The following is a 13,188-nucleotide window of genomic DNA, read 5'->3' on the forward strand; positions in this document are numbered from 1 at the left end:
ACGTGGGGGGGGGGGGGGGGGGGGGGGGGGGGGGGGGGGGGGGGGGGGGGCGGGGCGGGGGGGGGGGGGGGGCCCCCCCCCCCGCCCCTGGACGGGTGCCGCGCGGCGTCAGGCGGCGGTGAACTTGAAGGTGCGGTCCTTGTCGCCGCTCTTGTCGAGCAGCGGGGTGAGGGCGTCCGCGACGTCCTGCGGGGTGAGCACGGCGGTCTGGCCGTTCTTCTTGACCTTCACCTTGTCGAACACGCCGTCCAGCTGGGCCTTCAGCGCGTCGAGGTCCCACTTGGGCACGATCTTGCCGGAGGCGTCCGGGACGAGCGTCAGCGCCTTGGCGGCGCTCTTCGGCCCGAAGTCCCACTTCTTGACGCCGACCAGGACGTGGATGTTGCCGTTGACCGCGGACTTGCCGAGGCTGTCGGCGGCGGCCTGCAGCGCCTGGGCGGAGGTCTTGGGCTGGGCGGCCGTCACCGCGAGGGCGACCGGCTGGTCGGGCTTGCCGGCCGCGCGGTCGCGGTAGGCCTGCTCGACCACGTCGAGGGCGCTCGCCGAGTCCACGGCCTGGCCGGCCCGGCCGGGCACGACGACCGGGTCGCCGTTGTCGGCGAACTTGACGTAGCCCTCCTGCAGCCCGGAGCCCGAGCCGGCGGCCAGGGTGTCCAGGGCGGCCTTCAGCTTGGCCCGGTCGACCTTGACCTCCGGGGCGACGGCCTTGGTGCCGCCCTGGAGGGACTTGATGACGTCCACCGGGTTGTAGCTGTGCTGGGCGAGGCCGTCCACGGTGCCGGTGGTGTCGAAGGCGAGCCCGGCCACGGTCGGGTCGAGGTCCAGCACCTGGTCGCCGACCTTCAGCTTGAGCGGCTGCTGACCGGCCTTGCCGACGGTCTCGTCGAGCTGGTGGATGGCCTGGTCGCGGCTGCTGCCGCCGATGTCGGTGCCGAGCACGACGGTGCCCTTGGGGATGTCGGACTGGTTGAGCATCAGGCCGGTGCCGTACGCGGCGGCGCCGAGGAACAGCACCCCGCCGACGCCGTAGACGGCCAGCTTGACGAGCTTCTTGCCGGAACCGCCGCGCTTGCCCTTGGCAGGCTCGGCCTTCGCCGGCTGCGGCGCCGGCTTGGCCGCCGCCGGACCGGCCGGCGCGGGCCTGCCCTGGGCCGGGTGCGGCTGGGCGCCGTCGGGGCGCGGGCCGGGAGTCGGCAGCGGGGTGAACTCGGTGGCCTCCGGGTCCTGGCCGGCCTGCTGCGGGCGGCCCGGGGCCGCGCCGGGCGCTCCCGGGAAGAGTCCGCCGGGGGCCGGGGCGGCGAAGGCGTCCTGGCCGGGGTGCTGCGGGGCGAAGGCGTCCTGGCCCGGGCGCTTGGTGGCGAACGGGTCGGCGCCGGCCGGGGCCGAGGCGAACAGGCCGGGCTGCGGGCGGGTCTCGCCGCCGTGCGCGGCGCCGTTCTGCGGCAGGCCGGATATGGCGCCGGGCGGCGGAGTGTTCTCGCGGACCGGCCGGAAGCCGTCGACCGAGGTGTCCTCCGGGTTGGCCTCGCCGGCCGCCGGGCCCTGCGGGTGGGCGCCGGGGCGCGGGCCCTGCTGCGGGCCGCCGGCCGGTCGGCCGCCCCGAGGGGCGCCGTTGGGCCGCGCGCCGTTGGGCTGCGCGCCGTTCTGCGGGCGGGCGCCGCGCTGGCCGCGGGCACCGGCCTCGGGTGCCGCCGGGGCGAACGGGTCGGCGACGGGGGCGGCGGCCTCGTAGACGCCGGGCTCCTCCGCGGGGGCCTGCGGACCGGCCGGGTTCGACGCCTGCGCGGGCACCGGACGGCCGTTCGGGCGGGCCGCGCCCTGGGCGGCCGCGGGGCGGGAGCCGCCCGGCCGGGCGGCGGCGGCCGGGGCGGCCTTCGCGCGCGGCTCGGCGCCGGCGGGCGCGGCCGGGGCCTCCGCGGTGCCCGGGGCGCCGGCGGCGACGGCGGCCGGGGCCGGCTCGCCGGCCTTCTTCTGCCGCGGCCGGAACCAGGCACCGGTGGACTCGGACTCGGAGGTCGCCGGCGGGATCGGCGGGATCTGCCACTCCGGCGGCAGGTTCGGCGGGGTGGCCGTGCGGGTGTCACCCTCCATCACCCCGAGGACGGGGGAGGCGGGCGCGGAACGGTGCCGCGGGCCGCCCGGCTCGGCGGCCGCCGGGGCGTCCTCGCCGGAGCCGCCGTCCTCGTTCTTGACGGTGCTGCGGACCACGACCGGCGGGATCGGGCGCGAGCCCGGGATGTTGATCCGGACCCGGGTGGTCAGCGTGGTCTCGGTCTTGGGGCCGTCGTCCTCGGCGCCCGACGCGGCGCCCTGGGCGGCCGCGGCCCGGTCGCCGCCGGGGAGCCCCGGTGTGCCGTAGGGCGGGGTGCCCGACGGGTAGGCGTCCGGCCCCGTACGCCGCGGCGTCGGGTGGGCGTTGTCAGATTCGCGGCTGCTCAATGCTGCTCTGCTCCGGGTTCGCGGGCGGGCCGTGCGGCGCGACCGCGGTTCGTGGTCGCCGGGCCTGGGCGGGCGGCGGTCGGGTACGGCGTTCTGCGGGACCACCATACTGGGAAGAACTGAGCGGCGAACGGCTTCGGACAGATCCTGATACGTCCGGTTCCTCCGTTATGAGAGTACGGCCGTGTGGTCCTGACTGCGCGTCGTGCGCAGCCCCGTTCGCGCCCCGTGGGCGGGGTCAGCGCGGTGGCGCCGGCACGCCCGGGAACCAGCTCGTGCGGGTGGGCAGGGTGGCGCAGATCACGCCGAGGACGGAGCCGGCGAACAGCCAGGCCAGCGAGGTGGCGTTGGACCACAGCACGTTGTCGCCCTCCGGCCGGGGCACGATCAGCAGCAGCATCGCCAGGAACCAGCCGGCCGCGGGCATCGCGGCGCCGAGCCGGGTGCCGGTGACCCGCAGGCCCGCGTAGAAGGTGGCGCCGGTCGCGGCGAGTGCCAACAGGACTCCCACGGGCGGCCACAAGGCCTGCACAAAGGATCCGCAGACCGACACCGCGATGCCCAGCAGGAAGAACAGCAGGTAGGCCGCGATGCGGGCGGCGCGCGGGGGCTGAGGCTCGGCCAGCCGCTCGTCGCGGGTGCCGAGGACGATCGCCGGGATCGAGCGGCGCGGCGCCCGGGCGGTGGCGGGCTCGGTCATCGGGTGCTCTCCTCGGCGGTGGTGTGCAGCGGCTCGGGGTCGGGCGCCAGGCCCGCGAACAGGTCGTCCTCGGGTCGCCCGGGGCCGGCCTGGCCGCGCACCAGCTGGTAGTACTCGGTGGCGACCAGCGGCTGGCCGAGGTCGTTGGAGAGCGCGAAGAAGGGGCCGGCCACGGTGATCTGGGTGGCGTGGGCGGCCATCGCGGCCGCCTTGCGCCCGGCGTGCGCGGCGCCGTCCAGGACGGTGGTGACCAGCTCGTCGGCCACCACCCCCGGGACGTCGGCCGGGGCGGCCACGCCGGGGAACGGCGCCCGGGCGGCCGTCTCGGCGAGCCCGGCCTCGATCACCGAGCGGGGCATCCGGTTCCAGTACACCTTGGCGATCCGCCAGGCCGGGCCCAGCTCCGGGCGGTGGGCCGGGTCGGCCGCCAGCTCGTACCCGCGCATCGCGACCCGGTGCGCCTGGACGTGGTCCGGGTGCCCGTAGCCGCCGTCCTCGTCGTAGGTGACCAGCACCTGCGGCCTGACCTCGCGGATCACCGCGACGAGGTGGCCGGCCGCCTCGTCCACGTCGGCCTGCCAGAAGCAGCCGGGCACGTCGTTGTCGGGCACGCCCATCATCCCGGAGTCGCGGTAGCGCCCCGGTCCGCCGAGGAAGCGGAAGTCGGTGACGCCGAGGGCGCGCATCGCCTCGGTGAGCTCGCCGATCCGGTACGTACCGAGGGTGTCGTCCCGATCGGCCGTCAGGTGGGCCAGCTCGGGGGGGATCACCTCGCCGCCCTCGCCGAGGGTGCAGGTCACCAGGGTGACGTGGGCGCCCTCGGCGGCGTACCGGGCCATGGTGGCGCCGTTGCCGATCGACTCGTCGTCGGGGTGGGCGTGCACCAGGAGCAGGCGGCGGCCGGTAGTCGCGGTCATGGGAGGAAGCCTAACGACCGGCCGGTCGCGGGTCGGGCCGGGCGGGGGTCAGAGCTTCAGGCCGTTGATCATCCCGGCGAGGTTGCTGGTGAACTGGCTGATCGACGGCGCGATCGAGCTGGACGCCAGGTAGAAGCCGAGCAGCGCGCAGACGATCGCGTGCGCGAGCTTCAGCCCGGAGCGGCGGATCAGCACCACCACGATGACCAGCATCAGCATGGCTGCGGAGACGGACAAAGCCATGTCGGCTCACACCCCTTCTCGGGTGCGCCGCCCCCGGGGAGGGCGGCGGTGGGACCGTGCGGGACTTGCGGTCGGGTGACCGGGGCCCGGGACGGGGCCCGACGATCACTCGCCTGAGCCAGTCTTACCCGATGGGTAAGGGGAGCATTACATTCAGTGAGTCCCCGCGCGCCGGGGCACGGTGGCACCGGTGGGGCGCACGGGCCGGTCGGAGGGGGTGCGGGGCCCTCCGGGGCGTCCTCGGCGAGGATGCTCCGAACGAGTGATCACCGGGCTTCCGGCGGGCGGGAGTCCGCCGTCGTAGGGTCTGGTGCCATGACCACCCACACCCCTGCGGACACCTTCCCCCGGCAGTACGCGCGCACCCTGCGCTATACCGTCGGCGCGCCCCGCTCCTTCTCCGTCGCACCCGACGGCTCACGGGTCGTCTTCCTGCGCTCCCGCGCAGGCGGCGACCGGGCCAACCTGCTCTGGAGCCTCGACACCGGCACCGGCGAGGAGCGGATCGCCGCCGACCCGGCCGCGCTGCTCGGCGGCGGCGAGGAGGACCTCTCGCCCGCCGAGAAGGCCCGCCGCGAGCGCAGCCGCGAGGGATCGGCCGGCATCGTCGGGTACGCGCTGGACGCGGCCGGCCGGCTGGCCGCCTTCGCGCTCTCCGGCCGGCTGTTCACCGCCGACCTGACCACCGGCGACACCGCCGAACTGCCCGCCGCCGGCCCGCTGCTGGACCCGCGGGTCTCCCCGGACGGCGTCCACGTCGCCTACGCCAACACCGCCGGCGAACTGCGGATCACCCGCACCGACGGCACCGGCGACCGGGTGCTCGCCGAGCCCGACGGCCCGAACATCACCTGGGGCCAGGCCGAGTTCATCGCCCAGGAGGAGATGGACCGCGACCGCGGCTTCTGGTGGTCCCCGGACGGCGACCGGCTGCTGGTCGAGCGCGCCGACGACTCCCCGGTGCGCCGCTGGTGGATCGCCGACCCGGCCAACCCCGAGCGCGAGCCCGCCGAGGTCGCCTACCCGGCCGCCGGCACCGCCGACGCCGAGGTCGGCCTCTGGCTGGTCGACCTGGACGGCGACCGCACCGAGGTGCGCTGGGACCGCGCGGCCTTCCCGTACCTGGCCCGGGTGCACTGGTCCGCGGGCGGCGCGCCGCTGCTGCTCGTCCAGGCCCGTGACCAGCGCAGCCAGCTGCTGCTCGGCCTGGACCCGGCCACCGGTGCCACCGAGGTGCTGCTGGAGGAGCGCGACGACGCCTGGCTGGAGCTGTTCCCGGGCGTCCCGGCCTGGACGCCGGACGGCAAGCTGGTCCGGATCGCCGACGTCGGTGAGGCCCGTGCGCTGGTGATCGGCGAGGAGACCGTCACCGGGGCCGACCTGCACCTGCGGTCGGTCGTCGCGGTCACCGACGACGAGGTGTTCTTCACCGCCTCCGGCGGCGCCGCGGAGACCGACCCGGAGCCCGGCTGGATCGCCGTCGGCCGGATCAGCCACGACGGCAAGCGGCTCGGCTGGGAGTCCTCCAACGGCCGGCCGTTCACCTCCGTCACCAGCGCCGTGCACGCCGGCGGGATCACCGTGCGCGCCACCGCCGAGCCCGACCTGCCCGGCAGCCTGGTCACCGTCGCCCGGGACCTGCCCGAGGGCGTGGTCGTCGACGAGGTCGCCGTCATCGCCTCGTACGCCGAGACCCCGGTCATCACCGCCCGCCCGGTCTTCCGCTTCGCGGGCGAGCGCCGCATCCCGGCCGCCGTCTTCCTGCCCACCGGCTACGACCGCGAGCGGGACGGCCTGCTGCCCGTCCTGATGGACCCGTACGGCGGCCCGCACGGCCAGCGCGTCGTCCAGGCGCACAACCCGCACCTCAACTCGCAGTGGTTCGCCGACCAGGGCTTCGCCGTGGTCGTCGCCGACGGGCGCGGCACCCCCGGGCGCGGCCCGGCCTGGGAGAAGTCGATCGCCTTCGACTTCGCCGGAGCCACCCTGGACGACCAGGTGGACGCGCTCCATTCGCTCGCCGGGGAGTTCCCGCTGGACCTCGGACGGGTCGCGATCCGCGGCTGGTCCTACGGCGGCTACCTCTCCGCGCTCGCCGTGCTGCGCCGCCCGGACGTCTTCCACGCGGCCGTCGCCGGCGCGCCCGTGACCGACTGGGAGCTGTACGACACCCACTACACCGAGCGCTACCTCGGCCACCCCGCCGAGCGGCCCGAGGTGTACGCCGCCAACTCGCTCACCGGGTACGCCGCCGCGCTGGAGCGGCCGCTGATGATCATCCACGGTCTGGCGGACGACAACGTGGTGGCCGCGCACACCCTGCGGCTCTCCTCCGCACTGCTCGCGGCCGGCCGCCCGCACACCGTGCTGCCGCTGTCCGGCGTCACCCACATGACGCCGCAGGAGAAGGTCGCGGAGAACCTGCTGCTGCTCCAGGTCGACTTCGTGAAGCGCTCGCTGGGGCTGTGAGCGGATGAGGGGGAGCGGGGTCGGAACAGGGCGCCGGGGCCCTTCGCGTACGGTGCCGCGGGGCCCTGCCGCTCCCCCCTGGCCGCGTGTGCCCGGACGGGCGACCAGTCCGGCCTCGACGTGACCACACGCTAGCCCCCGGTACCGACAGGGGGCCGCCGAACGGCGCAACGGTGGCCGGCACCCCGCCCGGGGTGCCGGCCACCGGCATGACATCCGTCATGTCGAAGCCGGGACGGCGCACACTGCCGACCACCCCCGCCCGCGCGGGACTCTGAAGCGGTGCGAACGACAGTGACACCACCAGGGGAGAGGAGCCGGGCGATGGGCACCGAGGTGGCAGCCTTCCGCGGCGTCGGGAAGAGCTACGGCCGGGTACGCGCCGTGGACGACCTCGACCTCGTGCTGAGGGCGGGCGAGACCGTCGCCCTGCTCGGCCCGAACGGCGCCGGCAAGTCCAGCAGCCTGGACCTGCTGCTCGGCCTGCGCGACCCCGACCAGGGCAGCGTCACGCTGTTCGGCGGCACGCCGCGGGAGGCCGTCACGGCCGGCCGGGTCGGCGCGATGCTGCAGAGCGGCGGGCTGATGGCCGACGTCAAGGTCCGCGAGCTGGTCCGGCTCGCCTGCGACGTCCACCCGCGCGGCCGGTCGGTCACCGAGGTGCTGACCGACGCCGGGATCGCGGACATCGCGGAACGGCGGGTCGACAAGCTGTCCGGCGGCCAGGAGCAGCGGGTCCGCTTCGCCCTCGCGATCGCCGGGGACAACGACCTGATCGTCCTGGACGAACCCACCACCGGCATGGACGTGACCGTCCGGCAGGCGTTCTGGGCGAGCATGCGGGCGCAGGCCGACGCCGGGCGCACGGTGCTGTTCGCCACCCACTACCTGGAGGAGGCGGACTCGATCGCCGACCGCGTCCTCGTGCTGCACCGCGGCCGGCTGATCGCCGACGGCAGCTCCGCCGAGATCAAGGCGCGCGCCGGGGCCCGCCGGATCGCCTTCGAGCTCCACGACGCGGACCTGACGGAGGCCGCCGCCCGCTTCGACGAGGGCGTGCTGCGCACCCTGCCGGGCGTCCGGTCGCTGGACGTCACCGCCCGGGTCCCGGGGGTGCGGACCGTCCGGATCCGGACCGCGGACGCCGACGCCAGCGTCGCCGGGCTCTACCGGGCGGGCCTGTACCCGCGCGGGCTGGAGGTCACCGGCCTCGGCCTGGAACAGGCCTTCCTGACCATCACCGGCGAGCAGGACCAGCACGAGGCCGCGAAGGAGAACGCGCGATGACCACCCTGATCCGGCTGGAGATCCTGCGGACCCTCCGCAACCGGCGCTACCTGCTCTTCACGATCGCCTACCCGGCGCTGATGTACTTCTTCTTCATCCACGCCTACGGCTCCACCGCGCAGGCCGGCGGCCTGCCGGTGAAGACCTACTTCATGGTCTCGATGGCCACCTTCGGCGCCGTCGGGGCGGTGCTGACCGGCAGCGCGCAGCGGATCTCGCTGGAGCGCAAGAGCGGCTGGGTGCGCCAGCTGCGACTGACCGCGCTGCCCGGCCGGGCGTACACCCTCGGCAAGATCGCTGCGAGCTCGGTGACCACGCTGCCGGCGATCCTGGTGGTCTTCGCGGTCGGCGCGAGCCAGGGCGTGTCGCTGGGCGCGGCGCAGTGGGTCGGCCTGGCGGCCGCGCTGTGGCTGGGCAGCTTCGTGTTCGCGGCGCTCGGGGTGGCGCTCGGGTACGCCGCGGCGCCGGACTCGGTGCAGACCATCGTGATGATCACCTACATGGTGATGGCGCTGTTCGGCGGGACGTGGTTCCCGGTGAGCGGCTCGCTGGAGAGGTTCGCCCGGTTCAACCCGGTCTACCTGTACAACAAGCTGGCCACCTTCACCCAGCCCGGGCACTCCCTGGACACCGCCGCGGTCGCCGGGCTGCTCGCCTTCCTCGCGGTGTTCGTCGCGGCCGCGGCGGCCCTGTACCGCCGCGACACCCGACAGGCATGATGACCGCCATGAACGACACGCGCCAGGCCCACCCGTCCGACGAGACCCCGGACGCGGGCCCGGCGCGCGCGTCGTTCATGAACGTCCCCGGCTCCCCGGTCGAGACCCGCCGGCAGCTGCTGGTCAAGGTCGCCTGGATGCTGCTGTGGATGATCTACCTCGCCTACCCGGTGGGCGACCTGCTGCACGGCGGCCACGGCCCGGCCGGCAAGGTGCTCGGCTGGGGCTGCCTGGCGTTCTTCGTGGCGGGCTACGTCCTGCTGGTGATCTTCCGCTCGACGGCCGGGATGCGGCCGCGGGCCTGCCGGGCGATCGTCGCGGTCATGGTGGCGCTCGCGACCGCCTCCTCCTTCGTGCTCGGCGGAGCGTTCCTCACCCTCTTCATCTACGCCTCGGTGTGCGTCGCGATCGTCACCCCGCCGCGCTACGCGCTGCCCGCGCTCGGCGGCATGGCCGGCCTCACCGCCGTGGTCGGACTGCTGATCCACGCGGGCGTCGACAACGTCTCGACCTTCACCCTCAGCGCCTTCCTCTCCGGCGCCGCGATGACCGGCCTGCAGCGGCTGGTCGCCACCATGAAGGAGCTGCGCGAGGCGCGGGCCGCGGTCGCGCACCTGGCCGCCTCCGAGGAACGGCTGCGCCTGGCCCGCGACCTGCACGACCTCCTCGGGCACTCGCTGTCGCTGATCACGCTGAAGAGCGAGCTGGCCGGGCGCTTCCTGGACGCCGGCAAGGACGAGGCGGCGCGGACGCAGGTCGCCGACATCGAGCAGGTCGCCCGGCAGTCGCTGATCGACGTCCGGGAGGCGGTCACCGGCTTCCGCCGCCCCACCATGCCGGTCGAACTCGCCGCCGCGCGCACGGCGCTGGCCGCCGCGCAGGTCCGGCTGGAGGCCGCGCCGGAGCTCGTCGACGCCTGGCCCGGGCTGGCCGACGAGGAGGCCGGCGCGCTGGCCTGGGCGCTGCGCGAGGCCGTCACCAACATCGTCCGGCACGGCGAGGGCGCCACCGTCTGCACCGTCACCGCCGACGAGAGCTGGGAGGGCGGCGGCGAGCGCTACGCCGTCCTGGAGATCGCCGACGACGGGCGCGGACCGGGCAAGTCCCAGGCCGGGAACGGGCTCTCCGGGCTGGAGGAGCGGCTGGCCCTGGTCGGCGGCCGTCTGCGGACCGGCCCGGGGCCGCGCGGCAGGGGGTTCCGGCTGCGGGCCTCGGTGCCGCTGCGCACCGTCGCCGTCGTCCCCGAGGCCTCCGAGAGGGCGTAGCGCGGGCCCGGAACCGCCCCTACGGGCGGGGCCGCGCAAGCCCTAAGGTCGGGGCATGAGTGACATTCAGAACGGGGCCCCGATCCGGGTGCTGCTGGCCGAGGACCAGGGGATGGTCCGGGAGGCGCTGGCGGCCCTGCTCGGCCTCGAGGGGGACATCGACGTCGTCGCGCAGGTCGGCCGCGGGGACGAGGTGGTGGCGGCGGCGCTGGCGAACGACGTGCAGGTCGCCGTGCTGGACATCGAGATGCCGGGGCTGACGGGCATCGAGGCGGCCGCCGAGCTGCGCCGGGCGGCGCCGGGGACGCGGGTGGTGATCGCGACGACCTTCGGCCGGCCCGGGTACCTGCGGCGGGCGATGGAGTCGGGCGCGGACGCCTTCCTGGTGAAGGACGCGCCGGCCTCGGAGCTGGCGGAGGCGATCCGCCGGGTGCTGCGCGGGGAGCGGGTGATCGATCCGGTGCTGGCCGCGGCCGCGCTCGCCGAGGGGGCGAACCCGTTGACCGCACGGGAGCGCGACGTGCTGGGCGCGGCCGCGGACGGCGCGGTGAACGCGGACATCGCGCAGCGGCTGCACCTGTCGGAGGGGACGGTCCGCAACTACCTCTCGATGGCGATCCAGAAGACCGCGGCCCGCAACCGCACCGAGGCGGTCCGGATCGCCCGCGAGAAGGGCTGGCTGTAGGGCCCGGCCCCGGCCGGCCGCGTCAGTTGAGCCGGTGGCGGGCCGCCCGGGCCTCCTGGCGGACCTTGACGGCGGTGTCCGGGTCGAAGGCGTCCAGGATCTGCGCGTAGGCGTCCATCTCGGCCGAGCCGCCGAGGAAGTCGCCGGTCCGCACCAGCAGTTCGGCGCGTTCGAGGCGCAGTTGGGCGGGGTGGCGGGGCAGCAGCAGGGCGAGTTCGGTGGCCCAGAGCTGGGTACGGGCGTGTTCGGGGCGGTCGGCGGCCCAGGCGCGGATGTTGCCGAGCACCCGCAGCACGATGTCGAGCGGCTGGGCCGGGGTGAGCAGGGCGGGGCTGAAGTCCTGCCCGGCGGCGGCGACCAGCCGTTCGGCGTCGTCGGGATCGAGCAGCCGCCCGCCGTGGAAGGGGTCGGCGAGCACGTACTCCTCGCCGCCGCCGGGGGAGCCGACGGCGACGATGAAGTGGCCGGGCAGGGCGATGCCGTGGACGGCGAGCCCGGCCCGCCGCCCGACCGCCGTCCACACCAGCGACAGCATGATCGGCAGTCCGCGCCGCCGCCGCAGCACGTCGGGCAGCAGGGAGGACTCCAGCCGCCGGTAGTCGGACTGCCGTCCGTGGAACCGCTCCCGCCCGCCGAGGACGGCGGCGAGCAGGGCGGCGGTCTCCTCGGGCCCGGTGGGGGCGCGCTGGGCGACGGCGAGCCGGACGGCGCTCGCGTGCCGGTCGAGCGCGGCCTCGCAGGCGGCGAGCAGGGCGTCCACGCTCGGCGGTTCGCCGGGGTCGTCCGGGTCGAGGACCGGGCCGTGTTCGGCCGCGGCCAACAGGCAGAGCAGCACCGGGTCGGGGTGCTCGGAGCGGGCGACGGTCCGGAAGCGGTCTCTGCTCTGCTCGGTCACGGTGACGGCGACGGCTTTCGTACGGCGGGCGGGCAAGCGGACGGACGGGCGGGTCGAACGGCGCGGGCTACTCGGACGGGTGGTGCCGGCCCTCGGGGAGCAGGGTGTAGTGGTAAGTGTGACTGGTCGTGAAGCCGAGTCCGTCATAGAGCGCGATCGCCCCGGTGTTGTCGGCCTCGACCTGCAGGTACCCGCCGGCGGCCCCCTCCTCCGCGGCCCGGGAGGCGAGCACCGCCATCACGGCCGTGGCCAGCCCGGCCCGCCGGGCGCGGGGCGCGACCTCGACCGCGCCGAAGCCCGCCCAGGGTCCGTCGACGACGCAGCGCCCGATCGCCAGCGGCGGCTGCCCGGGGGCGCCGGGCACGGTGGCGAACCAGACCGACGGGCCGCCGTGCAGCACCCGCGACGCGGCCTCCTCCAGGGCCTGGTCCCCGGTCACCCGCCGGTACAGCGAGAGCCACGCCGCGTCGGCGGTCCGGGAGAGCCGCACCCGGTCGTGCCCGGACCCGGCCCGGGCGAGGCCGGCCAGCGGGACGGTGCGGACCAGGGTGGGCGCGTGCCCGGCGCCCAGCCGGTCGAGTTCGGCGCGCAGGTCCTGCGGTGCGCCGGGTTCGACCACCTCGACGTGGGCGGGCAGCCCGCGCGCCGCGTACCAGTCGCGGACGGCCGCGAGCGCGTCCGCGGTGGGCAGCCCCGGGTCGCCGAGGGCCTGGACGGAGTTGGCCCTGCGGGTGAACCCGGCCGAGGCGCGCAGCGTCCACTCGCCGAGCGGCTCCTGTTCGACGGCGGGCCAGCCGCGCGCGGCGGTCCGCTGGAGTTCGATGGGGCCGGCGGCGGGCAGCGGGGCGCGGCGGGCCGGGAAGAGGGGCACGACCTTGCCCGCGACCAGCAGTTTCTCGGCGAAGGCGACCGGCTCGCCGGTGCGCGGAACGACCGTCAGTCCATGATCGTCCCACGATGTGAGCACGCCGATCGAATCCCGGAACACCGGGCGGCCGTCGACGAACTCCGAGAGGCGCCGGACGGACACGCGTCGTCCCACGTCAGAGCGGTCTATCCGGACCTCCGGACGGTCCTGGACCGGGCCGCCTGCCGTCATCTGGGCACCTCCTGTGCATTTGCCGTCTCCGACCCGCGATACTAGGGGCGGGCATCGACGACGCCGCGCTCACCGCGCACGCGAGCAGAACAGAACGGGCCGCCACGGCGGCTCTTCCGAGGAGGAACGACAGCGTGACCTACGTCATCGCGCAGCCTTGTGTCGACGTGAAGGACAAGGCGTGCATCGAAGAGTGCCCGGTTGACTGCATCTACGAGGGCGAACGATCGCTCTACATCCACCCGGATGAGTGTGTCGACTGTGGCGCTTGCGAGCCGGTCTGCCCGGTCGAGGCGATCTTCTACGAGGACGACACTCCCGAGGAGTGGAAGGACTACTACAAGGCGAACGTCGAGTTCTTCGACGACCTGGGTTCGCCCGGTGGCGCCTCGAAGCTGGGCCTGATCGAGCGAGACCACCCGTTCATCGCCGCTCTGCCGCCGCAGAACGCCGACCACTGACGATCGGTG

Annotated in this window: 12 protein-coding genes; 6 read left to right on the forward strand and 6 right to left on the reverse strand. The window is 75.3% G+C overall.

Annotated features, from left to right (window positions below; translation table 11 throughout):
- Positions 1-108 precede the first annotated feature (108 nt).
- The 4 genes from ACIA8Q_RS13325 to ACIA8Q_RS13340 all read right to left on the reverse strand — a co-directional run bounded on the left by ACIA8Q_RS13325 (position 109) and on the right by ACIA8Q_RS13340 (position 4,299).
- The gene (locus ACIA8Q_RS13325; RefSeq protein ID WP_396317196.1) at positions 109-2,439 is read right to left on the reverse strand and encodes a peptidoglycan binding domain-containing protein; all 2,331 of its coding nucleotides are present in this window, start codon (positions 2,437-2,439) and stop codon (positions 109-111) included.
- A 238-nt stretch (positions 2,440-2,677) separates the two neighbouring features.
- Entirely contained in the window at positions 2,678-3,139 is a 462-nt protein-coding gene (locus ACIA8Q_RS13330; RefSeq protein ID WP_360213779.1) for a DUF6113 family protein, read from the reverse strand.
- Positions 3,136-4,056, reverse strand: a complete 921-nt coding sequence (mshB, locus tag ACIA8Q_RS13335; RefSeq protein WP_360213781.1) for an N-acetyl-1-D-myo-inositol-2-amino-2-deoxy-alpha-D-glucopyranoside deacetylase — start codon at positions 4,054-4,056, stop codon at positions 3,136-3,138. Before mshB ends, ACIA8Q_RS13330 begins: the two co-directional genes overlap by 4 nt.
- Before the next feature lie 48 nt (positions 4,057-4,104).
- Positions 4,105-4,299 carry a DUF2304 domain-containing protein gene (locus tag ACIA8Q_RS13340; protein ID WP_360213783.1) on the reverse strand — a complete coding sequence of 65 codons (195 nt, stop codon included), beginning with the start codon at positions 4,297-4,299 and terminating at the stop codon, positions 4,105-4,107.
- 315 nt (positions 4,300-4,614) lie between these two features.
- Between ACIA8Q_RS13340 and ACIA8Q_RS13345 the strand changes: the two genes are divergently transcribed.
- From ACIA8Q_RS13345 to ACIA8Q_RS13365, 5 genes are all read left to right on the forward strand, one after another.
- Positions 4,615-6,768 carry a prolyl oligopeptidase family serine peptidase gene (locus ACIA8Q_RS13345; protein ID WP_396317197.1) on the forward strand — a complete coding sequence of 718 codons (2,154 nt, stop codon included), beginning with the start codon at positions 4,615-4,617 and terminating at the stop codon, positions 6,766-6,768.
- Between the two features lie 324 nt (positions 6,769-7,092).
- A complete protein-coding gene (locus ACIA8Q_RS13350; protein WP_360213787.1) occupies positions 7,093-8,055 on the forward strand; it encodes an ABC transporter ATP-binding protein in 963 nt (320 codons plus the stop codon).
- Entirely contained in the window at positions 8,052-8,774 is a 723-nt protein-coding gene (locus ACIA8Q_RS13355; protein WP_360213789.1) for an ABC transporter permease, read from the forward strand. Before ACIA8Q_RS13350 ends, ACIA8Q_RS13355 begins: the two co-directional genes overlap by 4 nt.
- A gap of 8 nt (positions 8,775-8,782) precedes the next feature.
- Positions 8,783-10,039 carry a histidine kinase gene (locus ACIA8Q_RS13360; RefSeq protein ID WP_360213791.1) on the forward strand — a complete coding sequence of 419 codons (1,257 nt, stop codon included), beginning with the start codon at positions 8,783-8,785 and terminating at the stop codon, positions 10,037-10,039.
- A gap of 55 nt (positions 10,040-10,094) precedes the next feature.
- Positions 10,095-10,724 (forward strand): response regulator transcription factor, encoded by a 630-nt coding sequence (locus ACIA8Q_RS13365; protein ID WP_360213793.1) that lies wholly within the window; start codon positions 10,095-10,097, stop codon positions 10,722-10,724.
- 22 nt (positions 10,725-10,746) lie between these two features.
- Here ACIA8Q_RS13365 and ACIA8Q_RS13370 read toward each other — a convergent pair whose 3' ends face one another.
- On the reverse strand, positions 10,747-11,619 hold the full coding sequence (locus tag ACIA8Q_RS13370; protein ID WP_360213795.1) for a transglutaminase-like domain-containing protein: 873 nt from the start codon (positions 11,617-11,619) through the stop codon (positions 10,747-10,749).
- 67 nt (positions 11,620-11,686) lie between these two features.
- Positions 11,687-12,718 carry a GNAT family N-acetyltransferase gene (locus tag ACIA8Q_RS13375; RefSeq protein WP_360213797.1) on the reverse strand — a complete coding sequence of 344 codons (1,032 nt, stop codon included), beginning with the start codon at positions 12,716-12,718 and terminating at the stop codon, positions 11,687-11,689.
- 134 nt (positions 12,719-12,852) lie between these two features.
- Between ACIA8Q_RS13375 and fdxA the strand changes: the two genes are divergently transcribed.
- Positions 12,853-13,179 carry a ferredoxin gene (gene fdxA / locus ACIA8Q_RS13380; RefSeq protein WP_030061559.1) on the forward strand — a complete coding sequence of 109 codons (327 nt, stop codon included), beginning with the start codon at positions 12,853-12,855 and terminating at the stop codon, positions 13,177-13,179.
- Positions 13,180-13,188 lie beyond the last annotated feature (9 nt).

This window comes from Kitasatospora sp. NPDC051705, from assembly GCF_044453265.1.
GTDB lineage: Bacteria > Actinomycetota > Actinomycetes > Streptomycetales > Streptomycetaceae > Kitasatospora.

What these genes read in the sequence shown, in the direction of transcription:
- ACIA8Q_RS13340 (WP_360213783.1), bottom strand. Translation starts at nt 4,299, where the DNA reads ATGGCTTTGTCCGTCTCCGCAGCCATGCTGATGCTGGTCATCGTGGTG.
- ACIA8Q_RS13360 (WP_360213791.1), top strand. Translation starts at nt 8,783, where the DNA reads ATGAACGACACGCGCCAGGCCCACCCGTCCGACGAGACCCCGGACGCG.
- ACIA8Q_RS13330 (WP_360213779.1), bottom strand. Translation starts at nt 3,139, where the DNA reads ATGACCGAGCCCGCCACCGCCCGGGCGCCGCGCCGCTCGATCCCGGCG.
- ACIA8Q_RS13375 (WP_360213797.1), bottom strand. Translation starts at nt 12,718, where the DNA reads ATGACGGCAGGCGGCCCGGTCCAGGACCGTCCGGAGGTCCGGATAGAC.
- ACIA8Q_RS13345 (WP_396317197.1), top strand. Translation starts at nt 4,615, where the DNA reads ATGACCACCCACACCCCTGCGGACACCTTCCCCCGGCAGTACGCGCGC.
- mshB (WP_360213781.1), bottom strand. Translation starts at nt 4,056, where the DNA reads ATGACCGCGACTACCGGCCGCCGCCTGCTCCTGGTGCACGCCCACCCC.
- ACIA8Q_RS13355 (WP_360213789.1), top strand. Translation starts at nt 8,052, where the DNA reads ATGACCACCCTGATCCGGCTGGAGATCCTGCGGACCCTCCGCAACCGG.
- ACIA8Q_RS13365 (WP_360213793.1), top strand. Translation starts at nt 10,095, where the DNA reads ATGAGTGACATTCAGAACGGGGCCCCGATCCGGGTGCTGCTGGCCGAG.
- ACIA8Q_RS13350 (WP_360213787.1), top strand. Translation starts at nt 7,093, where the DNA reads ATGGGCACCGAGGTGGCAGCCTTCCGCGGCGTCGGGAAGAGCTACGGC.